20 protein-coding genes are annotated in these 22,943 nt (G+C 55.6%); 8 read left to right on the forward strand and 12 right to left on the reverse strand.

Annotation, left to right across the window (positions count from 1 at the left end; genetic code table 11):
- Positions 1-155 precede the first annotated feature (155 nt).
- From entH to entC, 5 genes are read right to left on the reverse strand one after another with little or no spacing between them, the layout of a single operon-like run.
- Positions 156-569, reverse strand: a complete 414-nt coding sequence (gene entH / locus IB196_RS16180; protein WP_040232884.1) for a proofreading thioesterase EntH — start codon at positions 567-569, stop codon at positions 156-158.
- A gap of 2 nt (positions 570-571) precedes the next feature.
- The gene (gene entA, locus IB196_RS16185; RefSeq protein ID WP_005123464.1) at positions 572-1,327 is read right to left on the reverse strand and encodes a 2,3-dihydro-2,3-dihydroxybenzoate dehydrogenase EntA; all 756 of its coding nucleotides are present in this window, start codon (positions 1,325-1,327) and stop codon (positions 572-574) included.
- A complete protein-coding gene (locus tag IB196_RS16190; RefSeq protein WP_040232582.1) occupies positions 1,324-2,184 on the reverse strand; it encodes an isochorismatase in 861 nt (286 codons plus the stop codon). The genes entA and IB196_RS16190 overlap by 4 nt, the downstream gene beginning before the upstream one ends.
- A 13-nt stretch (positions 2,185-2,197) precedes the next feature.
- Positions 2,198-3,808, reverse strand: a complete 1,611-nt coding sequence (entE, locus tag IB196_RS16195) for a (2,3-dihydroxybenzoyl)adenylate synthase EntE (protein WP_040232584.1) — start codon at positions 3,806-3,808, stop codon at positions 2,198-2,200.
- Between the two features lie 54 nt (positions 3,809-3,862).
- A complete protein-coding gene (gene entC / locus IB196_RS16200; RefSeq protein ID WP_188231778.1) occupies positions 3,863-5,038 on the reverse strand; it encodes an isochorismate synthase EntC in 1,176 nt (391 codons plus the stop codon).
- Between the two features lie 188 nt (positions 5,039-5,226).
- Between entC and fepB the strand changes: the two genes are divergently transcribed.
- Positions 5,227-6,183, forward strand: coding sequence for a Fe2+-enterobactin ABC transporter substrate-binding protein (gene fepB / locus IB196_RS16205; protein ID WP_188231777.1), 957 nt, complete (start codon positions 5,227-5,229; stop codon positions 6,181-6,183).
- 61 nt (positions 6,184-6,244) lie between these two features.
- On the opposite strand, the gene entS is transcribed toward fepB, so the two are convergent.
- Positions 6,245-7,480 (reverse strand): enterobactin transporter EntS, encoded by a 1,236-nt coding sequence (gene entS / locus IB196_RS16210; RefSeq protein WP_040232592.1) that lies wholly within the window; start codon positions 7,478-7,480, stop codon positions 6,245-6,247.
- 109 nt (positions 7,481-7,589) lie between these two features.
- Here entS and fepD point away from each other — a divergent pair, with 109 nt between their 5' ends.
- From fepD to fepC, 3 genes are read left to right on the forward strand one after another with little or no spacing between them, the layout of a single operon-like run.
- Positions 7,590-8,597, forward strand: coding sequence for a Fe(3+)-siderophore ABC transporter permease (fepD, locus tag IB196_RS16215; RefSeq protein ID WP_040232594.1), 1,008 nt, complete (start codon positions 7,590-7,592; stop codon positions 8,595-8,597).
- Positions 8,594-9,586: an iron-enterobactin ABC transporter permease gene (gene fepG / locus IB196_RS16220; protein WP_182290805.1), complete on the forward strand. Its 993-nt coding sequence runs from the start codon at positions 8,594-8,596 to the stop codon at positions 9,584-9,586. The genes fepD and fepG overlap by 4 nt, the downstream gene beginning before the upstream one ends.
- The gene (gene fepC / locus IB196_RS16225) at positions 9,583-10,386 is read left to right on the forward strand and encodes an iron-enterobactin ABC transporter ATP-binding protein (protein WP_005123456.1); all 804 of its coding nucleotides are present in this window, start codon (positions 9,583-9,585) and stop codon (positions 10,384-10,386) included. The genes fepG and fepC overlap by 4 nt, the downstream gene beginning before the upstream one ends.
- Positions 10,387-10,419: 33 nt before the next feature.
- On the opposite strand, the gene entF is transcribed toward fepC, so the two are convergent.
- Genes entF through fes form a run of 3 tightly spaced genes read right to left on the reverse strand, consistent with a single transcriptional unit; the run spans position 10,420 to position 15,773 of the window.
- On the reverse strand, positions 10,420-14,310 hold the full coding sequence (gene entF / locus IB196_RS16230) for an enterobactin non-ribosomal peptide synthetase EntF (RefSeq protein ID WP_188231776.1): 3,891 nt from the start codon (positions 14,308-14,310) through the stop codon (positions 10,420-10,422).
- A complete protein-coding gene (locus IB196_RS16235; RefSeq protein ID WP_005123454.1) occupies positions 14,307-14,525 on the reverse strand; it encodes an MbtH family protein in 219 nt (72 codons plus the stop codon). The genes entF and IB196_RS16235 overlap by 4 nt, the downstream gene beginning before the upstream one ends.
- 30 nt (positions 14,526-14,555) lie before the next feature.
- Positions 14,556-15,773, reverse strand: a complete 1,218-nt coding sequence (gene fes / locus IB196_RS16240) for an enterochelin esterase (RefSeq protein WP_040232598.1) — start codon at positions 15,771-15,773, stop codon at positions 14,556-14,558.
- Positions 15,774-16,025: 252 nt separating this feature from the next.
- On the opposite strand from fes, the gene IB196_RS16245 reads away from it, so the two are divergent.
- Together IB196_RS16245 and entD are read left to right on the forward strand one after the other, a co-directional pair.
- Entirely contained in the window at positions 16,026-18,317 is a 2,292-nt protein-coding gene (locus IB196_RS16245) for a TonB-dependent siderophore receptor (RefSeq protein WP_188231775.1), read from the forward strand.
- A 48-nt stretch (positions 18,318-18,365) separates the two neighbouring features.
- Positions 18,366-19,028, forward strand: a complete 663-nt coding sequence (gene entD / locus IB196_RS16250; RefSeq protein ID WP_188231850.1) for an enterobactin synthase subunit EntD — start codon at positions 18,366-18,368, stop codon at positions 19,026-19,028.
- A gap of 18 nt (positions 19,029-19,046) precedes the next feature.
- On the opposite strand, the gene IB196_RS16255 is transcribed toward entD, so the two are convergent.
- A complete protein-coding gene (locus IB196_RS16255; RefSeq protein ID WP_005121998.1) occupies positions 19,047-19,751 on the reverse strand; it encodes a GNAT family protein in 705 nt (234 codons plus the stop codon).
- Between the two features lie 145 nt (positions 19,752-19,896).
- On the opposite strand from IB196_RS16255, the gene IB196_RS16260 reads away from it, so the two are divergent.
- Both IB196_RS16260 and IB196_RS16265 read left to right on the forward strand, forming a co-directional pair.
- Positions 19,897-21,015 (forward strand): YbdK family carboxylate-amine ligase, encoded by a 1,119-nt coding sequence (locus tag IB196_RS16260; RefSeq protein WP_040232602.1) that lies wholly within the window; start codon positions 19,897-19,899, stop codon positions 21,013-21,015.
- 66 nt (positions 21,016-21,081) lie between these two features.
- A complete protein-coding gene (locus IB196_RS16265) occupies positions 21,082-21,330 on the forward strand; it encodes a DUF1158 family protein (RefSeq protein WP_005122002.1) in 249 nt (82 codons plus the stop codon).
- Positions 21,331-21,352: 22 nt separating this feature from the next.
- On the opposite strand, the gene IB196_RS16270 is transcribed toward IB196_RS16265, so the two are convergent.
- The gene (locus tag IB196_RS16270; RefSeq protein ID WP_005122005.1) at positions 21,353-21,694 is read right to left on the reverse strand and encodes a RamA family antibiotic efflux transcriptional regulator; all 342 of its coding nucleotides are present in this window, start codon (positions 21,692-21,694) and stop codon (positions 21,353-21,355) included.
- Between the two features lie 17 nt (positions 21,695-21,711).
- A complete protein-coding gene (locus tag IB196_RS16275; RefSeq protein ID WP_188231774.1) occupies positions 21,712-22,824 on the reverse strand; it encodes an MBL fold metallo-hydrolase in 1,113 nt (370 codons plus the stop codon).
- Positions 22,825-22,943 lie beyond the last annotated feature (119 nt).

The raw sequence follows: 22,943 nt of genomic DNA on the forward strand, positions 1-22,943 counted from the left end.
ATGTTACATTTTGTTTCTATAACATCTTTTCTGGATTTAACAACCTGACAACCATGCAAACCCGAAGTATCACTGAGTATTTACATTGCATTGTTAACTAGATCACTTCATTTACCTGTTAACCCTGCAATTTCATTTTACTTTGCCGGGTGACTTCACCCCATCACCGCCGTGCCTAAACGACAGGTGCAGCAGCGCCGCCCCTGCTCATCGAAGATGACGATTTCCCAGCTTTGATTCTGTCGCCCAAGATGCAACGGCTGGCACACACCGCGCACTTTCCCCTGCGATACCGCGCGGTGATGCGTGGCGTTCAACTCAGTTCCCACCACACACTGCCCGTCGCGGGTCATCAGATAACCCGCCATTGACCCCAACGTTTCCGCCAGCGCCGCTGACGCCCCACCGTGCAACAGACCAAACGGCTGGTGCGTACGCTCATCCACCGGCATTTCGGCTTCCAGCACATCGTCTCCCAGTCGGGTATAGACAATGTCTAAATGCGCCACCAGCGTGTTCTGGCTGGTGGCATTCAGTTCATCAAGCGTTAAATGTCGTTTCCAGATCACCGTCATGCTCCCAGTGTCGAACCGCCATCGACCACAATGTCCTGCAACGTAATATGGCTGGCCAGATCGGAGGCAAGGAATAAGATGGTGTTGGCAATTTCCTGGGGACGCGCGATTTTCCCCAGCGGTATACCGAGCTTATACTGCTCGCCAAACCCGCGAATACGCTGTTGTTCCGCGTCATCACTCACCCACAGCGTGCGTTGCATGTCAGTGTCGGTCGATCCCGGCGAAACCACATTACAGCGTACTCCGCTACCCGCCAGCTCCAGTCCGACCGTCAGAGCAAGACTTTTCAATGCGGCTTTTGATGCCCCATATGCACTCATGCCGATTCGCGGCGTGTGCGCAGCATCGGAGGCGACAGTGACAATCGCCCCCCCCTGCTGACGACGAAACTGCGCCATCGTCTGCTGAAACACATTAAACGCCCCGCCAACGTTGACGGCAAACGTCTGATGCCACTCCTCAGCGCTTAACGCATCGGTAGCCCCCATGCGCAGGATCCCGGCAGCATTGACGAGTACGTCTAACCGCTCGCTCTGCGACAGTACGCGCTGGCATACCTCAGCCACCTGCCCACCGTCCGCCACGTCCAGCACTTCGGTGGTAAACGGATACACCTGCTGAGAAAACTCGCGATCGAATCCGGTGACCTTCGCCCCGGCATCAACAAACGCCAGTGCCGTGGTGTAACCAATCCCTTTTCCCGCCCCAGTAACCCAGACCGTTTTACCGGTGAAATCAAAGCCGGTCATGACTTCACCTCACGGGAGAGCAGTTTCCACCAGGCCTCAATCGTTGGGTTCTTCGCCAGCATCACAAAGTCGATATCGCCATGCACTTTCCGCCAACGAGCCGCCAGCGCCATCATACGTACTGAGTCCAGACCGTAATCGATTAAGTTTTCGTCATCCATTGGCTCTTCAGACTCATCGAGCAGCGGCAGAATCACGCCGCGCAGCGCATCTTTACTGTCCGGAACAGGCGTCGGCAGTAACTCCTGGGTCATCACCACGCGACCGGAACGCCCCGCCACGTATTTCAGCGACATCAGGTGTTCATCACGGCTAAAATCTGCCAACGCATCTGCGACCATAAACGGCTTAATATCACGCATGAAGGCATCAGTCGCAGTGGTCATGCAGCCAATATGCGCGTACACGCCGGTGATGATCAGTTGGTTACGTCCAGTGTCTCTTAGCATCTGCTCCAGCGGTGAACGATGAAACGCGCTGTAACGCCATTTAACCAGAATGGTATCCGCTTCGTCCGGCGCCAGCGCATCGACGATTTTTTGCTGTTCAGGCGAGCGCGTCAGGCCGGGTCCCCACATATCGTTCAACAACGCGCGGTCTTCATCACTTTGTTCTTTCGGCTGCGCAGTGTAATAGACCGGAATATTATGTGCTTTACAGTACTGACGCAGCGCGGCGATGTTGGCCACCACCTGTTCCATCATCGGGCAGTTCTCGCCCCAAAAACCGATAAAATAGTCCTGCATGTCGTGGATTAGCAGCGCGGCGCGTTCTGGTTCAAATGCCCAGTCAACTTTATTTGCCGGGACATCAAGCGCCGTTGGCAGCGCATAAGCCTGCAGTTTAGGAATTGCCATTTCTTCTTCTCCTTCAGGCCGGTGAACGTGATGCCAGCCACTGACGTAATTGTTTTTTATCCACTTTGCCGACCGGGGTCAGCGGCAATGACTCAACGCACTCGACACGGTCCGGCAATTTGAATTCCGCCACGCCCTGTTCGCGCAGAAAACGACGGATCTGTACTGCACGCAGCGGCGCTTTAACCACCAGGCAGGCGCAACTTTTCTCGCCCATCAGCTCATCGTCCATACTGACCAATGCGGCATGGATCACCGCCGGATGCCGCAACAGCAGGTTTTCAATCTCTTCTGCAGCGATCTTCTCTCCGCCACGGTTGATCTGATCTTTCTCTCGTCCCTGCACCGTGATGTAACCATCCCGATCGATGGCGATCAGATCACCAGAGCAATAGAATCCGTTAGCATCAAACGCGCTGGCATTATGCTCAGGGCTATTGAAGTAACCCCGGAAGGTGTACGGGCCACGCGTCATCAGGCGTCCAGTCTCGCCCTGTGGCAAAGGATTACCGTCAGCGTCTGCCACCCAGACCTCATCGTCAGGGCACATCGGACGGCCCTGGGTATTGATAATGCGCTCCGGGCTGTCATCCAGACGGGTATAGTTCACCAGCCCTTCCGCCATACCGAAGACCTGCTGCAGCTGGCAGCCAATCTCTGCCGGAATGCGAGCGGCAAGCGAAGCCGAAAGCCGCGCGCCTCCCACCTGCAACAGTTTCAGCGAAGCCAGTTGTGCGTTACTGCCCCACTCCTGAATTGCCTGCAGCCACAGACTCACCGCTGGCGGTACCAACGCCGTAACGTTTACCTGATGCTGTTCAATTAACGGAAAGCACAACGTCGCGCTCGGGTCTGCCGCCAGCACCACAGTTCCACCCGCGAGGAAAACGCCCAGCGCACCTGGCGAACTCATGGCGTAGTTGTGCGCTGCCGGGATCGCGCATAAATAGCGGGTCTCAGCGGTGAAATGGCAAATCTCGTTACTACGGCGCACGCTGTAGTAGTAATCATTGTGGGTACGCGGGATCAGCTTTGGCGTCCCGGTCGTGCCGCCGGAAAGCTGGAAATACGCCACTTCATCAGCTGGTGATGGTGTCGCGGTAAACGCCGTTGCGGGTTGGCTTATAGCCGTTTGCAGATTGTGTTCGCCGTCATCATTGAGCAACTGAACCACGCGCACTGAATTGTGTTCGGCAACAAAGGTATTCAGAAAATCGTCGCCACTGAATAACGCATGCTGGCGATCGGCAATCAGTAACACCGGTTTAATTTGCGCTGCGTAGGCGTTGAGTTCGTTACGCTGATGGCTAAACAGTGCCAATACGGGCGCCACGCCCAGTTTGAGCAGTGCGAAGAAAGTGATATAAAGCTCAGCCACGTTGCCTAACTGCACCAGTGCAGTCTCGCCGGATTTGATCCCCTGACGGCGCAGGCTACAGGCAAGATTATCCGTCGCCTGGTTTAACTGGCGGTAGCTAAGATGGCGTTCCCCGTCAATCACCGCCGTCTGGTCGCTATCAGCATGGCGGGTCAGAATGTCGGTCAGCGGCAAATCCTGCCAGTAGCCTTTTTCACGGTAGCGGCGGGCAAACTCTTCCGGCCAACGGGTGAAAGGAATACTCATTATTGCTCCTTAGAGCCTGTCGATAAGGCCTGAATAGCCTGGTAGACCAGGCGCTTAATGCAGTCCAAAAACATTCAACATGGTGGATAACTTGGCACCTGTTTCACGCCACTCCGCAATCGGTGACGAGGCTGGCACAATGCCGGCTCCGGCGAAAAAACGTACCTGATTACGCAGCAATTTCGCACAGCGGATCGTCACGACCCATTCGCCGTTGCCCTGCGAATCACACCAGCCAACAATGCCGCCGAAAAGTTCGCGATCGAACGGCTCCAGTTCGGCAATCAGTTTCTGAGCAACCTGATGCGGGAAGCCACTTAGCGCCGGTGTTGGATGCAGCAGACAAGCCAGCGTCAGTGCGTTTTCCTGGGCATTGGCTTTACCTTCAAACGGGGTACCGAGATGCCAGAGCGTGGGCGTGGTGACCAGTTGCGGAGACGACGGAAGTTGCAACTCACTGCTGCGATCGCGCAGAACCGCTTTCATCGCCTGGGTGACCAGCTCGTGTTCATGGCGATCTTTCTCGGAAGCTAACAGACGGATCCCAGCCTCCCGGTCCAGAACATCGTCCGGTTGGCGACGCGCAGATCCCGCCAGCGGCAGCGAACTGAAATGGTCGCCTTCTTTGCGTAGCAGCAATTCCGGGCTGGCGCCGATCAGTACACCACCATCGTCGATAGGTACATGGAAGTTGTAGCTTGCCGGGTTTTGCGCTACCAGCCGCTCCAGTAGCGCACCACTGTCGATATTGGCGTCGGCTGTCACATCAATCAGGCGAGACAGCACCACTTTGTCGACTTCCGGGGTTGCCGTCAGCGCCGCTGCTCTGGCGACCATATCTTCGAAAAAATCCTGCTCAGGAATCGATTTACGCTCAACAACATTCAGCGACTGATGGGCAGTAAAGTAACGCGCTGATTGCTGCTTTGCCGTACGTGAGAAGCTTTGCCATGATTGGGGAATAAACAGCGACGAAGGCTGGCGGGTGTCAAAGGGAATGGCTCCTACCATAATGGGGTTTGCGATGCCCTGCGATTTGGCCTGCGCAAACAGTGTGTGCATTTTCTGTTGGAAAGGGCTGTCTGGTGAATCACCATCAATTGCCGGTTCCGCATAGCGGGCGAAGCATCCTGACGTCGTAAAACTACGATACGGCGACATAAAGAAAAAACTGTCGGGAGCGAGAGTTGCCATAGTCTGCGTTTTTTCCTCGACCAGTGACATGTCCATATCATCCTCCATAAAATGATAAAGGCTTTAATAATGATTATCATTTATATTTTCGGTCGCTAACCTAAAAGCAAAGCGTCGGTATGTCAACTCTTGTGGTAACACAATGTGCGACTTAGGCTTGCATCCCTGACGCGTAACAATGAAAATGAGAAGCATTAACTACATTGATAACAGGAAGCTTATTTGTGAGATTTCCCGCGTTTTACCGCACTGCGCTGTTACTGGTTGGACTCGCTATTTCAGGAGTTTCTTTAAGTCATGCCGCTGACTGGCCACGCCAGGTTACTGACAGCCGCGGCACGCATACGCTGGAGCATAAACCGCAGCGAATTGTCTCCACCAGCGTGACCCTCACCGGTTCTCTGCTGGCGATTGATGCCCCGGTCGTCGCCAGCGGTGCCACGACACCGAATAACCGTATTGGTGACGCTCAGGGCTTTTTACGCCAGTGGAGCGACGTCGCCAAAGAACGCAAACTGAGCCGCCTGTATATTGGCGAGCCGAGCGCCGAAGCCGTTGCAGCACAAATGCCGGACCTGATTCTGGTCAGCGCCACCGGGGGAGATTCCGCGCTTGCGCTGTACGACCAACTGTCCACCATAGCCCCTACGCTTATCATTAATTACGACGACAAAAGCTGGCAGTCACTGCTGACACAATTAGGTGAAATCACCGGGCAGGAGCAACAGGCAGCGACGCGTATTGCTGAGTTTGATAAGCAACTGCTCGCGGTAAAGCAACGTATCACCCTGCCGCCACAGCCGGTCAGTGCGCTGGTGTATACCGCAGCCGCGCACAGCGCCAACCTGTGGACGCCGGAGTCCGCGCAAGGCAAGCTGATGGAACAGCTCGGTTTCACGCTGGCACCGCTACCTGCCGGGCTACATACCAGCCAGAGCCAGGGTAAACGTCACGACATTATCCAGCTTGGTGGTGAGAATCTGGCGGCCGGCCTGAACGGTGAAGCGCTGTTCCTGTTTGCAGGCGACAGCAAAGATGCCGACGCGATTTATGCTAATCCACTGCTGGCGCATCTGCCTGCTGTGCAAAACAAACGCGTTTATGCGCTGGGCACGGAAACCTTCCGTCTGGATTACTACAGCGCGACGCTACTGCTGCAACGTCTGTCAGCTCTGTTTTAATGGTCAGTGCCGGATGCGGCTAACGCCTTATCCGGCCTACAATCCGTAGAGCATAACGCGATCAGACATTCACGGGAACTTGCCGGAATCGGCGCACTTCTCCCAACAACAGCAGCAGTAAAAGACCGACAATCACCAACCCAAACCCACTGACGCTTGCCGAGGCCGCAGGCGTCATCATCGCCCCCAGCCCCCCTAACAGCGCCGCACCAATCGCATCGCCGGTTACGTTCTGCGCGGTCCACAAACCGTTAATTCGCCCGAGCATCGCTTCCGGCGTCTGCGTCTGTAACAGGGTGTACTGCAACAAAGAACTGACCGCACTCAGCCAACCGAACAGCGCCAGACAAACAACCCCCAGCTCCCAGACCGGCATCAAACCAAACAGGCCGATAGCCAGGAAAGAGGCCACGGTTGATGCCAGCATAACCAGACCCGGACGCACGCTGTGTGCCAGTTGCCCGCTGGTTAAAGCCCCGATGGCCGCGCCCAGGGGAATAGCCGCATACAGTAAGCCAATCTGAGCGCTCGACATCTGCCAGTTAATCGCCAGTGCCGGATACAGCACGCGCACGGCGCTCGCCATGGTCAACAGGCCGCCGAGCAGTGCAATACCGCCAATCAGCGGGCTGGCGAACAGAAAACGGAACGCCGCCACCAGCGATGTCAACGGATGTTCACGCGGTTGCGGCGGAGGCGGCAACGCGGGAAGACTCAGCAACGGCAGCAAGGTAATAAATGTACCCGCGGCCGCCAGGCCGTAGTTCCAGACCACGCCCCCGGTCGCCAGCAGCACCCCGCCAAGCATTGGCGAAATAACCGAGCCCAGACGTACCGTCAGCATGGTAATCGCCCCGGCCTGCATCAGATTTTCACGCCCGACCAGCGCAGGCGTCGCCGCCAGCAGCGCAGTGACACCCAGCGAGGCAAAAAAGCCATCCCATAAACCAAGAACATAAATAGCCAGCAACGACGGCTCGGGCAGCAGCGCGTTCAGGCACAGGCCAATAAAACCGATACCACAGGTTCCGCGGGCCAGCAGGATCACCTTTTTGCGTTCATAGCGATCGGCCAGTACGCCACCCACCATCAGACCAATAAACATGGCGCTCCCGGTCAGCGTCACCGACAAACCCACCTGCCAGGTCGACTGGGTCATCATCTGGATCTGTACCGGGACCGCAACCCCCAATAGCCCCAGAGAGACAATGGAAATAAAACGGGCGAGGAAGACGGCGCGAAATGCAGGATGGGTCTTTAACAGGCTGAGATTAAGCAGCCAGGATTGTCGATTCATTACAGAGCCTTACCAGGTACTTTTTCAATATCCATTCAATGGCTGCACATGCTAACATATCCAAATAAGATCGATAACGATAATTACTATCATTATCAGGGAAGTTGATATGTCATGCTCTGTTTCCGCGACACGCGCCTTTGCCGTGCCCGGACTGTTGTTACTACTTGTTCTCACCACGGCATTAAGTCTGGTTATTGGCGCAAAGTCGCTGCCCGCCTCCGTGGTATTTGATGCGCTCACCGGCAGTTGTCAAAGCGCCGATTGCACCATCGTGCTGGACGCGCGACTTCCGCGTACGCTGGCAGGGCTCCTCGCAGGTGGTGCGCTGGGCCTGGCGGGTGCGCTGATGCAGACGCTCACCCGTAACCCGCTGGCCGATCCGGGGATTCTTGGCGTCAATTCCGGGGCCAGCTTCGCGATTGTTTTAGGCGCGTCGCTGTTTGGCTTTTCCTCCCCGCAAGAACAGCTGCTAATGGCTTTTTCCGGGGCTCTCGCAGCCTCACTGATTGTGGCTTTTACCGGTAGTCAGGGCGGTGGACAGCTCAGCCCGGTACGCCTGACATTGGCCGGTGTTGCGCTGGGTGCTGTTCTGGAAGGATTATCTACTGGCATCGCCCTTCTCAACCCGGACGTCTACGACCAGTTGCGTTTCTGGCAAGCCGGTTCACTGGATATCCGCAGCCTGCAGACGCTGAAAGTCGTGCTGATCCCGGTCCTGATTGCCGGTGCTGTCGCGCTGTTTCTTAGCCGTGCTCTGAATAGCCTCAGTCTGGGAAGCGACACCGCAACGGCGCTGGGCAGCAAAGTTGCGCGTACCCAGTTTATCGGCCTGTTGGTGATTACCGTACTGTGCGGAAGTGCGACCGCCATCGTCGGCCCTATCGCCTTTATCGGCCTGATGATGCCGCATATGGCACGCTGGCTGGTGGGCGCAGATCATCGCTGGTCGCTGCCCGTCACTCTGCTGGCCACCCCTTCTCTGCTGCTGATTGCCGATATCATCGGTCGTCTGATTGTGCCTGGCGAGTTGCGCGTCTCGGTCGTCAGCGCGTTTATCGGTGCGCCGGTTCTCATCTTCCTGGTACGCCGCAAACAGCGCGGAGGTGGTGCATGATGCATCTCTCCCGTCGCCTGATTGTCAGTTGTCTGCTGCTGGTCGTTGGTTGCCTGGCCGTTGGATTGTGGAGCCTGCGCAGCGGTGCCGTTATGCTCGAGACCCCGCAAATTATTGCCGCCCTGCTCGGTGATGCACCGCGTAGCATTACGCTGGTGGTGACCGAGTGGCGATTACCACGCGTGTTGATGGCGCTGCTGATTGGCGCGGCGCTGGGCGTCAGCGGCGCAATATTCCAGTCATTGATGCGCAACCCGCTGGGTAGCCCGGACGTGATGGGCTTCAATACCGGTGCCTGGAGCGGCGTACTGGTGGCAATGGTGCTGTTTGGTCAGCATCTTACCGCCATCGCGCTGGCGGCAATGCTCGGCGGGATCCTGACTTCGCTGGTGGTCTGGGCGCTGGCCTGGCGCAACGGCATCGACACCTTCCGACTGATCATCATCGGGATCGGCATTCGCGCTATGCTGGTGGCCTTCAACACCTGGCTGCTGCTGAAGGCGTCCTTAGAAACCGCGCTGACCGCCGGGCTGTGGAACGCCGGATCGCTCAACGGTTTGACCTGGGCGAAGACCTGGCCTTCTGCGCCGCTGATTATCGTGATGCTGGGGTGCGCCGCGCTGTTGGTACGCCGCCTGCGTTTACTGGAAATGGGTGATGACAGCGCCTGTGCGCTCGGTGTTAGCGTTGAACGCTCACGTCTGATGATGATGCTGGTCGCCGTGGTGTTGACCGCTGCGGCCACCGCGCTGGCAGGCCCTATCTCGTTTATTGCCCTGGTTGCCCCACACATCGCGCGGCGGATTAGCGGCACGGCACGTTGGGGATTAACGCAGTCGGCGCTGTGCGGCGCCCTGCTACTGCTGATGGCCGATTTATGCGCTCAGCAGCTATTTATGCCTTATCAGCTTCCGGTTGGCGTTGTCACCGTAAGCCTCGGCGGTATTTACCTTATCGTCTTGTTAATTCAGGAGTCCCGCAAAAAATGACCGAATCAGTAGCCCGTTTGCGTGGCGACCAGTTAACGCTGGGTTATGGCAAATTTACCGTGGCGGAAAACCTTAATGTCTCGATCCCCGATGGTCACTTCACTGCCATTATTGGCCCCAACGGTTGTGGAAAGTCCACGCTGCTGCGTACATTGAGTCGTCTGATGACGCCCGCGCACGGCAAAGTCTGGCTCGATGGCGAACATATTCAACATTACCCCAGTAAAGAGGTCGCACGCAGAATTGGTCTGCTGGCGCAAAATGCCACCACGCCGGGCGATATTACCGTGCAGGAGCTGGTTGCTCGCGGGCGTTATCCACATCAGCCTTTATTTACCCGCTGGCGTAAAGAAGATGAAATCGCGGTAACCCACGCGATGCAGGCCACGGGGATCACGCATCTGGCGGCGCAAAGTGTGGATACTCTCTCCGGCGGTCAACGCCAACGCGCGTGGATAGCGATGGTGCTGGCACAAGAAACGTCGATTATGCTGCTCGACGAACCCACCACCTGGCTGGATATCAGCCATCAGATCGATCTGCTGGAGCTGCTGAGTGAGCTAAACCGGGAGAAAGGTTACACGCTGGCCGCCGTTCTGCACGATCTGAATCAGGCATGTCGCTATGCCACCCATCTGATTGCACTTCGTGATGGAAAGATCGTTGCCGAGGGTGCGCCGAAAGAGATTGTCACGGCAGAGCTCATTGAAAAAATCTATGGGCTGCGGTGTATGATTATCGACGATCCGGTAGCCGGAACGCCGTTAGTGGTCCCGTTAGGACGCACAGCAAACAGGTAAATCGCGCCACCTCCGCAGAGGTGGCGAGTCCATTTATTGGATATCGTTGAGCAAGTCACGCATGACTGGCCCAATCTTCTCGAAAGCCATTGGCGTAATGATATCAACGTGCGCGCAGTCCTGGCGATAAACATCCAGACTGGAAATCCACGGCGACCAACTGCGTTCCGGGCTGACTCCCGGCGGTAACGTGCGTTCAGCAACAAACAGCGTCGCGTGTCCCGCAAAAGGTACGCTATGTGCCGTACTCAGCAGGCGAACCGCATCGGCGTAGTTACCTTCGATGGCGCTAAACAATGCGTCGGATGCATTGCCCTGCTGAGCAGTCAGAAACGCCTCCCGCTCACGATCAATTTCCGCTAACACTTCCGGGTCGAGTCCATTGGCCTCTTTTTCCGACCAATTTTGCGTTTCCGGCGGCCAGGTATCCAGCAGGCCAAGAAATGCGACCGTTTCTCCGCGCGCGTGTAATCGGGCAGCAATGCCCTGCGCCAGTGTACCGCCCAACGAGTACCCAATCAGATAATAAGGTCCATGAGGTTGCTGACAAAGTAACGTTGCCAGGTGCTGTTCGCACACCGCATCCAGGTTTTCTGCTGTCTGCATCGGGCCATCCGGTCGCGGTGACTGGATACCCATAATCGACCACTGTGGAGGAAGGTAGCGTGACAACACGCTAAACTGCCAGGCGAAACCCGATGCCGGATGGAAGCAGAACAGCACAGGACCATCGCTTTCACGCAGCGGCAGCAGCGTTTCAAATCCCAACCGTTGCGACTGCTCGTCATCATTGCCATCCAGCAATGCGCTGAGCTGTTCGACGGTCGAGGCCACCATAATCTGCCCAGGCGTTACCTGGCGCTCAAAAATGCGGCTCAATTGCGCCGCCAGCTTCATCGCCAGCAGAGAATGCCCGCCAAGCGCAAAGAAATCCGCTTCAACATCATTGACCTCGCAGCCCAGCAAGGCCGTGAACGCCTGAGCAATCGTAGTTTCAGTCCCTGCTCGCGGCGCCCGCCCTTCCTGACGTGACGTCAGTTGTGGCATTGGTAACGCTTTACGATCCAGCTTGCCGTTGGCGCTGAGCGGGAGCTCTGCCAGTTGCAGCAGCATTGTCGGTACCATATGTGCAGGCAGGGTTGCGCGCAGACTCTCGCGCAATGCCGGAATATCCAGCGGTAAACCCGATTGTGACACCAGATAGCCCACTAACTGGCGCGCATCGCCGCCTGTCGCTACCGCCTGATTGAATACGCAGGCATGGGCAACAGCATGCTCAACATCTGGTAGTTGCTGCATCACCCGATCAATCTCGCCCAGTTCAATACGCTGCCCACGGATTTTTAGCTGGTCATCACTGCGCCCAAGATATTCCACCGCGCCATTTTCCAGCCAGCACGCCACGTCTCCGGTACGGTACATACGTTCGCCAGGGTTAAAGGGATCGGCAATAAAACGGCTCGCCGTCAGATCTGGTCGGCCGAGATATCCCTGCGCCAGTTGGATCCCCGTCAGGTACAGGTCACCGGCGACACCAATGGGCACTGGACGCATCATGGCATCGAGGATCCGCAAACCGGTATTCCAGACCGGATAGCCGATTGGTACGCTGTTCCCGGCTACGGCAGCAAGCTCCTCACCCCAGGCTGGATACCAGCTTACATCTACCGCCGCCTCGGTTGGCCCATACAGATTGTGCAGCGGCGCGTGAGTCAGTTGCTCCCATTCGCGGCACAACGCTGCCGGCAGCGCTTCACCGCTACAAAACACCTGTTTCAACGTGGAGCAGCTTTCCCGCGCCGTTTCTGGCGTCAGTGAGGCCACAAACGCCGCCAGCATCGACGGTACAAAGTGCGTTGTCGTCACCCCAAACGTCGCGAAGAACTGTTGCATCGCCAGCGGGTCACGATGTGCCTCTGGTTCAGCCATCACCAGTTTTGCGCCGGCAATGAAGGGCCAGAAAAACTCCCAGACCGAAACATCAAAACTGCATGGCGTTTTTTGCGCCACCACATCGTCGGCCGTCAGCGGATAGTGATTCTGCATCCATAGCAGACGGTTAACGATGGCGGTTTGTCCCACCATCACCCCTTTTGGTCTGCCCGTCGATCCGGAGGTGAAGATGATATAGGCCGTATGATTTGGTCGTGATAAAGCGAATGGTGTGTCATCTTGCTCTGGCAACGGCGCGGTGTAGCACAGGCTTTCCAGCCCAGGGATACCGCTAAAACGACCCCGTTGTTCATCAGTGGTGATAAGCAACGTAGGTTTAGCATCTTCCAGCATCATCCGCAGGCGATCGTCCGGATATCCGGTATCCAGCGGTAACCAGGCGGCTCCCGCTTCGACGATACCGTGCAGCGCCAGCGTCAGGAACACGGAGCGCGGTAAGGCAACCGCCACGCTGTCCCCTGGGCGCACACCGCGTTCGCGCAGCAGTTTTGCCAGTGCCACCACCTGCTGACGCATTTCGCGATAGCTAAACTGATAGCGAGCATCGGCCAGCGCCGGCGCATCCGGTGTTTTGCTGGCTTGCCCGGCCACCAGCGCACTCAATGTGGTGGAAGGGATCGTCACTGCCGTATTGTTAATTGTCGCCAACTGTTCGTGCTCAGACGCCAGCAGCATCTCCACATCCCCGCAGCGTAGCGACGGATTTGCGGCAAATTGCGCGATAAGCGCCGTTAAACGCGAAGCATGCTGTGCCAACGTAGCGGCGTCATATCGCTGCTTATTCGCCAGAATTTCAATGCTCAGCCCACCGTTTTCATCCGGGAACAGCGCCAGTTCCAGATCGTTCACCGGCCCCGTCGCCAGCGTATGGGTTTGTGCCTGCACGCCAGGAATATTCAACTGATAGTCAAAGATCTTCACGTTCAGCACCGGGCCAAACAGTGGTTCAGCCCCGGCCGCACGCCCGCTGTCACGGACAATTTGTTCGGCATCATAGCGCTGGTGTCGGCGCATTTTCTTCAGCTGTCCAGCCAGCCGTTGCGCAAGCGCAGGGAGACTTTCTGCTGCATCAAGTCTCACGCCAAAGGGCAGGACATTTAACACCGGCCCGGTAGCGGTAAGCGCCGCTGACCCCATGCGGCGCATAAAGATAAACCCGGCGGCATAATCCATTCGGCTGCATAAACGACCGAGCCACAATGCAACCAGCGCCAGCGCCAGATCCGCACGCTGAACATCTGGCATGCGTGACGCAAGCTGGCGGAATGAACCTTCAGGCGCAGTTAACTTCATACGAATAATATCCGCGCTGGCTGAGCGACCTGGCAGCGGTTTGCTCGACAATGAAGCCGGCGGCGGCAGTTGTTGGCGTTGTTCAGCCCAGAATGCGCTATCACGTTGCCAGGCATCGCTTTGACGATACTGTTGATACTCTTCCACGACCTCGGCAAACGGCGTAAATGGCGAGGCTGGCGTGGATTCACCGCGCAGCCACGCTGTGTAAATTGCAGCAATCTGGCGGGTAATAGCCGGGAAACTAAAGCCATCAACCAGTAAGTGATGATAGCGCTGATACCAGTACCAGCGTTTATCTCCCACCTGAATGAGCAGATGGAAGACCAGCGGCTTGCCGCCGTCAGCGCGAAGATCCTGTTGCAGATCCGCCCGCATCAACGCGCGTGCCGCCTCGTGCGGACTGGATTCATTGCGTAAATCGAGAATGTCAGGTTCAGCAAAGGTGAGCGTAGGATCAACCCATTGCCAGATGTCACCGTTATCCTCAGTGAACTGCATCCGCAGGGTATCCGCATGCTCCAGACCGGCCACGACCGCCTTTGCCAGCAGTGGTGCATTCAGTTCACCGGTTAATTCGACATAGTGTGCAACGCTCCACGCCGAGGGCAATGTGGAGAGCTTTTCTGCCATCCAGATCCCTGGCTGGGCCGCAACTAAGGGTAAGCGCTGAGTCATTGCGCCTCCTGTACATCGACATAGTTTGCTGGCGTCAGCGTGGTCCAGTTCGCATCCAGCCATTGCTGGCAGGCGTCCTGTGACTGCGGTTCGCACGCAACCGTCCAGCCAGCAGGAAGTGAGCACTGCTGAGGCCAGAGGCTGAATTGACGTTGTGGGTTTTGCAGAATGTAAAACTGTCCCTGCGGGTTATCGAAGGGGTTACTGAATTCCATACTCAACTCCTGTCGTGGAACATCATCCGGTTAAAGCGTGTCGGTGAGCGGTTGCCAGAGCGTCATCAGCCCTTGCATTAAGCCGCCGCGCCAGCAAAGCGCATCATGTCCACCCTCAACCTGACGCCAGAAAATAGACTGTGGTGCAGAGGGAAATTGGGTGAATAGCGCCTGATTAGCACGAAAAATAATCGGCTCGCGGGTCCCGGCTTCCAGCACAATACGTAGACCCTGAACGCTTACCGTTCCGGCCTTCAGTTGTTCAATAATCACGCCATCCTGATGACCATCGCGATGCGGCCACCAATAAGATCCGGACTGACTGAGTACGCAGCCAAACCGATCTGGCCAGTTCAGTCCGGCATACAGCGAAGCCAAACCGCCAAAACTTTGCCCGGCAACCACCGTGCGCTGCGGGTCGTCGCTGAATGGCGTAGTGGTTTTCACCAGCGGCAATAATTCCTGCTGAACTGCCAGCCAAAAATCAGCGTTACACGGCAACTCATGGCTGCGATGCGGCGTATCAATGGCATCAATCAGGAGATATACCGCGGGAGGAAGCTGGCCACGATGAGTGAGTGAGGTCAGTGCCGGCCAGACCGGCATACTGTGTGCCCAAAATTGTCCGTCCAGCAGAATAGCCAGGGGACGTTCTTGCGGGTTGGCTTCACCGGTGGTGAAAACCCACACCCGGCGCGTATTACCCAACCGGTCACTGTGCCATTGCAGGCATACTGCGGGCGAGTCGGGATTTTCAGGGCGATCCCATCCCGGCTGTACGGGAGCATCTGGCATCTCCAGCGCGGACACCGCATGCCCCCGACCCCCTTTCCAGCTTTGAGTATTGAGAGGATCCGCAATAGCCTGTGGCAGCAGTTGTCGCCAGCCTTCGCGTAGCACAGTGCGATCGGGCGTTTCACCCGGTGCCAGTGAGGCAAAAATATCGTTTCGATCGGAGGGGATAAAACAGTAACTGCCGCGCCAGTTAGCGCTCAGGGAAATATTCCAGCACCAAACATTCGTACCATCAATACGTTGCATCGACTGGGGTACGGCATTTTGATGATGATCGGTAACACCCGTGATGTAGACCCACACCCGGCGAATGGCTGACTCTTTTTCGCTTCCCTGTGGGTCGCGCCACCAGAACGTTACGCGGTAATCACCGTTGTCTTCTCGCTCCCATTCCGGGCCATTTTTTGACTGCCACCACGCCTCGCTTCCCATCATTAACGCCGTCACTGTCATAACCCCATGTTTATTTTGAAATTTTATATATGAGCGTGAAATATATTGATAATATTATTGATAACTATTTGCATTTGCAATAGCGTATTGACGCGCTGTGGGAAGCGCGCACAGTTTTTCACCACTTATAAACCGACCTGGCGCTGCGTACTTTTTTCTGGAACGGAGGGTTTACGCAGATGCGGGCGACATCAGGCCTGGTGCCCAAAACGGCACACGGGTACTCGTGGCTAAAAGAAAGCAGGACATACAATGAACAACAAGATTCATTCACTGGCCTTATTGGTCAATTTAGGGATTTACGGGGTAGCACTGCCTGCGATGGCAGAAGATAAAACCGATAGCGCCGCCGTCTCTCATGAAGACACCATCGTCGTCACCGCCGCTCAGCAGAACCTGCAGGCGCCGGGCGTTTCAACCATCACCGCAGATGAAATCCGCAAGAACCCTCCGGCTCGCGACGTCTCGGAAATCATCCGTACCATGCCAGGCGTTAACCTGACCGGTAACTCAACCAGCGGCCAGCGCGGTAACAACCGTCAGATTGATATTCGCGGTATGGGCCCAGAAAACACCCTGATACTGATCGACGGCAAACCGGTCACCAGCCGCAACTCTGTGCGTCAGGGGTGGCGTGGTGAGCGTGATACCCGCGGTGATACCGCCTGGGTACCACCTGAAATGATAGAACGCATTGAAGTCCTGCGCGGCCCGGCAGCAGCACGCTACGGCAACGGCGCGGCAGGTGGTGTGGTGAATATCATCACCAAAAAAGGCAGCAGTGAATGGCACGGTTCATGGGATACCTATTTCAACGCGCCGGAGCACAAAGACGAAGGTTCGACCAAACGCACCAACTTTAGCCTGAATGGTCCAATGGGCGGAGATTTCAGCTTCCGTCTGTACGGTAACCTCGATAAAACACAGGCCGATGCCTGGGATATCAACCAGGGCCATCAGTCAGAACGTACAGGTACGTATTCCAATACCTTACCGGCCGGTCGCGAAGGGGTGATCAACAAAGACATCAACGGTATTGTGCGTTGGGATTTCGCCCCACTTCAGTCACTGGAACTGGAAGCGGGTTACAGCCGCCAGGGCAACCTGTACGCGGGTGACACGCAAAATACCAACACTAACCAGTTGGTGAAAGATAACTACGGTAAAGAAACTAACCGTCTGTACCGTCAGAACTACTCGCTGACCTGGAACGGCGGCTGGGATAATGGTGTCACCGCCAGCAACTGGGTGCAGTACGAACACACGCGGAACTCTCGCACCCCGGAAGGTCTGGCCGGTGGAACCGAGGGGATCTTCGACCCGACGGCTTCACAAAAATATGTCGATGCCGACCTGAATGACGTCATGCTGCACAGTGAGATCAGCATTCCGTTGGATCTGCTGGTCAATCAAAACCTGACGCTGGGTACTGAATGGAACCAGCAGCGCATGAAGGACATGCTGTCTAACTCGCAGTCCTTTATGGGCGGTAATATTCCAGGCTACAGCAGCACCGATCGCAGCCCATATTCGAAAGCCGAGATCTTCTCTCTGTTTGCCGAAAACAACATGGAGCTGACCGACAGCACCATGCTGACACCGGGTCTGCGTTTCGATCACCACAGCATTGTGGGCGACAACTGGAGCCCGTCGCTGAATCTGTCTCAAGGTTTGGGCGACGACTTTACGCTGAAAATGGGCATCGCGCGCGCCTATAAAGCACCAAGCCTGTACCAACTCAACCCAAATTACATTCTGTACAGTAAAGGCCAGGGCTGTTATGCCACCGGTTCTGCCAGCGGTATTGGCTGCTACATGATGGGTAACGATGACCTGAAAGCTGAAACCAGCATCAACAAAGAGATTGGTCTCGAGTTCAAACGTGACGGCTGGCTGGCCGGCATCACCTGGTTCCGCAACGATTACCGTAACAAGATTGAAGCAGGTACGGTACCGTTTGACAGAACCTCGATCAGCAAGAAAAACGCAACAACGGGCAAGACCACAACAACCTACACCGATATCTATCAGTGGGGAAACATTCCTAAAGCGGTGGTAGAAGGCCTGGAAGGAACGTTGAACGTGCCGGTTAGCGAAACCGTTACCTGGACCAACAACATCACCTACATGCTGCAAAGCAAGAATAAAGAGACTGGCGAACGTCTGTCGATTATTCCTGAGTACACGCTGAACTCAACATTGAGCTGGCAGGCGCGTGAAGATCTGTCACTGCAATCCACCTTTACCTGGTACGGCAAACAGCAGCCGAAGAAATACGATTACCAGGGTAAACCGGTGACCGGCAGCTCGGCACAAGAAGTGAGTCCGTACAGCATCGTCGGCCTGAGCGCGACCTGGGACGTGACCAAAAACGTCAGCCTGACCGGCGGCGTGGATAACGTCTTTGACAAACGTCTGTGGCGTGAAGGCAATGCCCAGACCACTGGTGATATCGTTACCGGTAATTATATGGCGGGCGCTGGCGCGTACACCTATAACGAACCGGGTCGTACGTGGTTCATGAGCGTTAACACGCACTTCTGATAACGCTTTCCCTCTCCTCGCTGCGGGGAGAGGGAAATCATAACTATGATGCACACAACGCACACACCACTCACTTTCGCAGACCAGACGCTGCACATTGTTGAGTTCGATCCCAACAGCTTTCACGAACACGATCTGCTCTGGCTCCCTCACCATGCCCAGCTAACCGCTGGCGCACGTAAACGTAAAGCAGAACATCTGGCAGGACGTATCGCCGCAATACATGCTTTACGTGAATACGGTATCAAAACGGTGCCCGGCATCGGCGAACAGCGACAACCGCTGTGGCCACATGGCCTCTTTGGCAGTATCAGCCATAGCGCAACAACGGCACTGGCTGTCGTCTCATGCCACCCCGTCGGACTGGATATTGAAGCTATTTTTTCGCCGCAGGTCGCAGTTGAGCTGACTGACAGCATTATCGACAACACTGAGCGACAGGTTTTGCTTCACGCATCACTCCCCTTTCCACTTGCCTTAACCCTGGCCTTCAGCGCCAAAGAGAGTCTGTATAAGGCGTTTTCAGCGCATTTGACGCACCTTCCGGGCTTCTCCAGCGCCAACGTTATCGCTCTCACCACGACGCAGATCACCTTGCAAATTACGCCGTCATTTTCGCAAAGCCTCGCCGGGCTGAGCGTTAACGTTAGCTGGTTTCGGCGTGAAGAAAACATCATTACCCTATGCCCGGCCCCGGCCTTTTCAGTCTGAGTGATCAAGGCAAACGTACTATGCCGGTTGAAACGCCGCCAGCGATCGGCGTTGTCGCCCGTTTTCATCAAAGTTGTCGACAGCCAGCCAACGCTGCAAAACAGCGTCACGCTGTGGCCACTCATCGTCAATCATTGATAGCCAGTCGCTGTCGCGGTTGCGCCCCTTACGCACCATCTTTTGGCGAAAGCGACCTTCATGGATAAACCCTAAACGCTCCGCCGCACGTCGGGATGCGATGTTCAGGGAATCGCATTTCCACTCCACGCGACGATAGCCCAGCGCAAACGCCTGGCGTAGCAACAGCCAGACGGTTTCTGTACCCAGTACCGTATTCTTCATTCGTGGCGACCAGGTCACATGGCCTATCTCGACCGAGCCATTTACAAGGTCGATCGCCATAAATGAGACTAACCCTACGGCGCGCCCGGATTGTAAATCAATCACCGCATAGGGAACCAAAGAGGCATCCGTTGATTTGCCCGTGACCCAACGCACGGCCTCCTCTACGCTCGCAGGACGCGTGCTGGCAAGCCAGGTCCAGTCACGTTCGTCAGGTGCCTGCGCGTAGGCGTCAAACAGATCGGCGGCATGGCTGTCAGCGTCCAGGGGCTCCAGACGGCAATATTGACCAATAAGCACACTCCGTGGCAGCGCGGTTGCGCCATTCCAGTCCGGCAGGGCATCACCCACCGTCTGCCCATACAGATTTATCTCTGGCACTGTTCACCCCCTGTTATGCAAGTAAAAAACCACGTTATAGCACCCGCCATTTCACCTTCAAAGCGCTGGTCAGGGATTTTTCACGCAGAACAGAAAATCGCCGCCCCTTCTATACTGATTAGAAATCAACGCTCAGGAGAACACGATGTCACTACCCGATTTTCATGTCTCTGACCCCTTTACGTTAGGCATTGAACTGGAAATGCAGGTAATCAATCCTCCGGGCTACGATCTGAGCCAAGACGCGTCCAGGTTGATTGACGCCGTGAAGTCAGAACTCACCGTCGGCGAGGTGAAGCACGATATCACCGAAAGTATGCTGGAAATGGCGACCGGGGTGTGTCGCGATGTTGACCAGGCAGCCGCGCAGTTTTCCACCATGCAGCACCTTGTTTTGCGCGCAGCCCAAACGCTTCACCTCGACATCTGCGGCGGTGGTACGCACCCGTTTCAAACATGGCAGCGTCAGGAAGTGTGTGATGACGAACGCTATCGGCGGAATCTGGAGAACTTCGGCTACCTTATTCAGCAGGCCACGGTTTTCGGTCAGCATGTTCATATCGGCTGTGCCAACGGTGACGATGCGATTTACCTGCTGCACGGCCTGTCGCGATTTGTCCCCCACTTTATTGCGCTCTCTGCGGCCTCGCCCTATATGCAGGCTGCTGATACACGCTTTGCCTGTGCACGGCTGAACATTTTCTCCGGATTTCCCGATAATGGCCCGATGCCGTGGGTGAGCAACTGGCAGGAATTTACCAGGCTCTTTCGCCAACTGGCGTATACCAGCATGATTGACAGCATTAAAGATTTGCACTGGGACATCCGCCCCAGTCCGCATTTTGGCACAGTAGAGGTACGGGTGATGGACACCCCGCTGACCCTTGAGCACGCACTCAACATAGCCGGGCTTATTCAGGCTACCGCCCACTGGTTACTCACCGAACGGCCATTCAGGCATCAGGAAAATGATTATCTGTTGTACAAGTTCAACCGTTTTCAGGCCTGTCGTTTTGGGATGGAAGGAATACTCACCGACGTGAATACCGGGGATCACCATCGCCTGGCTGATGACACGCTACGCTTACTGGACACTGTCGCAGCGTCGGCGGAAAAAGTGGGGGCAGCGAGTGCCGTTCACACCTTACATCAGCAGGTGAAAAAGGGTCACAATGAGGTGCGGCACATGCGTGATTTTGTGGCAAACGGTGGCTCGCTGAGTGGACTGGTGAAAAAACACTGTGAGATCTGGGCGGGGCATTAAGCGCGACGTTTGCGTTAACCAACGATATCCCGGACAATGGCTTTTTAACTCAAGTTTAACAATGCCATGAAACACCCGCTTGAATCACTGATGACCGCCGCCGGGATACTGCTGTTGGCTCTGCTTTCCTGCCTGCTGCTGCCCGCCCCTTCGCTTGGCCTGGTGTTGGCGCAAAAGTTAGTCACAACCTTTCATTTAATGGATCTTAATCAGTTTTATACTTTGTTGTTTTGTCTGTGGTTCTTGCTTCTCGGGGTGATTGAATATTTTGTACTGCGCTTCATCTGGCGGCGTTGGTTCTCGCTGGCAGAATAGACCCGCGAGAACCCGTATACCGTTAATGTGTGCGGCTGTGATTTTCTTTACGATACGCCCCAGGCGGCTGGCTAAACGTACGGGTAAAAATACGCGTGAAAGTCTGCTGCGAATCGAAGCCATACTTCAAACAGATATCGTAAACTTTTTGGTCGGTATCGCGCAGATCGCGTGCCGCTAATAATAGCTTACGTTCACGGATATAACGCCCGAGGCTCTCGCCTTTGTACTGCAGAAAAAGGCGCTGCAGATGCCATTTTGAATACCCCGCATGGCGCGCAATATCATCAATGCGCAAGGGTTGGTTCAAATTATCATCAATCCATTCAACAATCGTATCAATTACCTGAGCAGAAATCGTCATCATGCTCTCCCCTCTGTTCATTGCGTTGCCTGCTGCCACCAGGCCGTAAACTGTTGGTCCGGTTCGGACAGTGCTACCGGCTCACCCAGCATCGGCGTCAGCAATCGGTAATGTTGGCGGCGACTGGCAAGTGCCAGTCTTTTGTAGGGATCATCCCAGGTGTGTTTTGCCAGAACGAAGCGACCCGCATGTCCGGGTAATACCGCTTTCGCGTGCAGATCGGCCGCGGCCTGGGCGGTTTCTTCCGGCATCATATGAATGAACTTCCAGTCCTGGTCATACTGACCATTTTCCATGATTGCCAAATCGACCTTGCCAAACTGCTCGCCAATCGCTTTAAAATGCGGCCCGTAGCCGGAGTCGCCGCTGTAGTAAACGTTCTGTTCCGGCGTTTCAAACATGAAACTGGCCCACAGCGTTTGGTTACGTTTAATCCCCCGGCCAGAAAAATGGCGGGCAGGCAGGACATGGACGATCAGCGAATCTGTCACTTTGACGGATTGATTCCAGTCACGTTCCTCAATAATCTCGCTGTTCATTCCCCAGTAACGCAGGTGCGATCCCACGCCAAGTGGCGTAATCACGCGCTTAATCTTCAGCATCAGGGCCTTGATGGTGGCGAGATCCAGATGGTCATAATGATCATGCGAGATAATAAGAAGATCGATCTCCGGCATCGTCTGCGCAGTCCACGGATACTCACCAGCAAAAGCTTTATTCAGGAATGAAAACGGTGCGGCATAATTGCTCAACACCGGATCAATAAGAATACGCTGGCCCGCCAACTGTAAATACCACGAGGAATGTCCCAGCCAGACAAGGGTATCCTGCTGTGGCGATAAACTGGCGAGATCGGTCGCAACCAGTGGCAACGGCTGCGCGGGTCGCGCGTTTTCTCGCTTCGCGATCAGAAACTCCCACCAGGCCGCCAGCATACCTTTGTTGCCGGTATAGCCCGAGGTCGGGACCTGATTATGAAACTGTCCATCACGATAGTGTGGCGACTGTTCAACCTGACTCAGTTGTGCTCCTTGCGGCGCCTGACCAAATCCGGCATTGAGTACAAACGGTAAACTTGCTGCTGCGGCAATGAGCATAATAACAACCACACAAACTGTGAGACGCTTCATATCCTGACCTTAAACGCGCCCCCTTTCCGCTGGGTTGCGCGACTGACTCTTGATTATGAGTGAGTAAGCACTCATTATAGAAATCGAAAGTTTGTCGTCAAGATGATTTTCAATCTTTG

Origin of the sequence: Citrobacter sp. C6_1, assembly GCF_014596835.2 — a bacterium.
Classification (GTDB): domain Bacteria; phylum Pseudomonadota; class Gammaproteobacteria; order Enterobacterales; family Enterobacteriaceae; genus Citrobacter; species Citrobacter pasteurii.

Excerpts from the sequence above, each read along its gene's own strand:
- fepG (WP_182290805.1), top strand. The coding sequence starts at position 8,594 with ATGATGCATCTCTCCCGTCGCCTGATTGTCAGTTGTCTGCTGCTGGTC.
- IB196_RS16190 (WP_040232582.1), bottom strand. The coding sequence starts at position 2,184 with ATGGCAATTCCTAAACTGCAGGCTTATGCGCTGCCAACGGCGCTTGAT.
- fepC (WP_005123456.1), top strand. The coding sequence starts at position 9,583 with ATGACCGAATCAGTAGCCCGTTTGCGTGGCGACCAGTTAACGCTGGGT.
- entS (WP_040232592.1), bottom strand. The coding sequence starts at position 7,480 with ATGAATCGACAATCCTGGCTGCTTAATCTCAGCCTGTTAAAGACCCAT.
- IB196_RS16270 (WP_005122005.1), bottom strand. The coding sequence starts at position 21,694 with ATGACGATTTCTGCTCAGGTAATTGATACGATTGTTGAATGGATTGAT.
- entA (WP_005123464.1), bottom strand. The coding sequence starts at position 1,327 with ATGACCGGCTTTGATTTCACCGGTAAAACGGTCTGGGTTACTGGGGCG.
- IB196_RS16235 (WP_005123454.1), bottom strand. The coding sequence starts at position 14,525 with ATGGAATTCAGTAACCCCTTCGATAACCCGCAGGGACAGTTTTACATT.
- entD (WP_188231850.1), top strand. The coding sequence starts at position 18,366 with ATGCACACAACGCACACACCACTCACTTTCGCAGACCAGACGCTGCAC.
- entE (WP_040232584.1), bottom strand. The coding sequence starts at position 3,808 with ATGAGTATTCCTTTCACCCGTTGGCCGGAAGAGTTTGCCCGCCGCTAC.
- fes (WP_040232598.1), bottom strand. The coding sequence starts at position 15,773 with ATGACAGTGACGGCGTTAATGATGGGAAGCGAGGCGTGGTGGCAGTCA.
- IB196_RS16275 (WP_188231774.1), bottom strand. The coding sequence starts at position 22,824 with ATGAAGCGTCTCACAGTTTGTGTGGTTGTTATTATGCTCATTGCCGCA.
- IB196_RS16260 (WP_040232602.1), top strand. The coding sequence starts at position 19,897 with ATGTCACTACCCGATTTTCATGTCTCTGACCCCTTTACGTTAGGCATT.
- entF (WP_188231776.1), bottom strand. The coding sequence starts at position 14,310 with ATGACTCAGCGCTTACCCTTAGTTGCGGCCCAGCCAGGGATCTGGATG.
- entC (WP_188231778.1), bottom strand. The coding sequence starts at position 5,038 with ATGGACATGTCACTGGTCGAGGAAAAAACGCAGACTATGGCAACTCTC.
- fepD (WP_040232594.1), top strand. The coding sequence starts at position 7,590 with ATGTCATGCTCTGTTTCCGCGACACGCGCCTTTGCCGTGCCCGGACTG.
- IB196_RS16265 (WP_005122002.1), top strand. The coding sequence starts at position 21,082 with ATGAAACACCCGCTTGAATCACTGATGACCGCCGCCGGGATACTGCTG.
- IB196_RS16245 (WP_188231775.1), top strand. The coding sequence starts at position 16,026 with ATGAACAACAAGATTCATTCACTGGCCTTATTGGTCAATTTAGGGATT.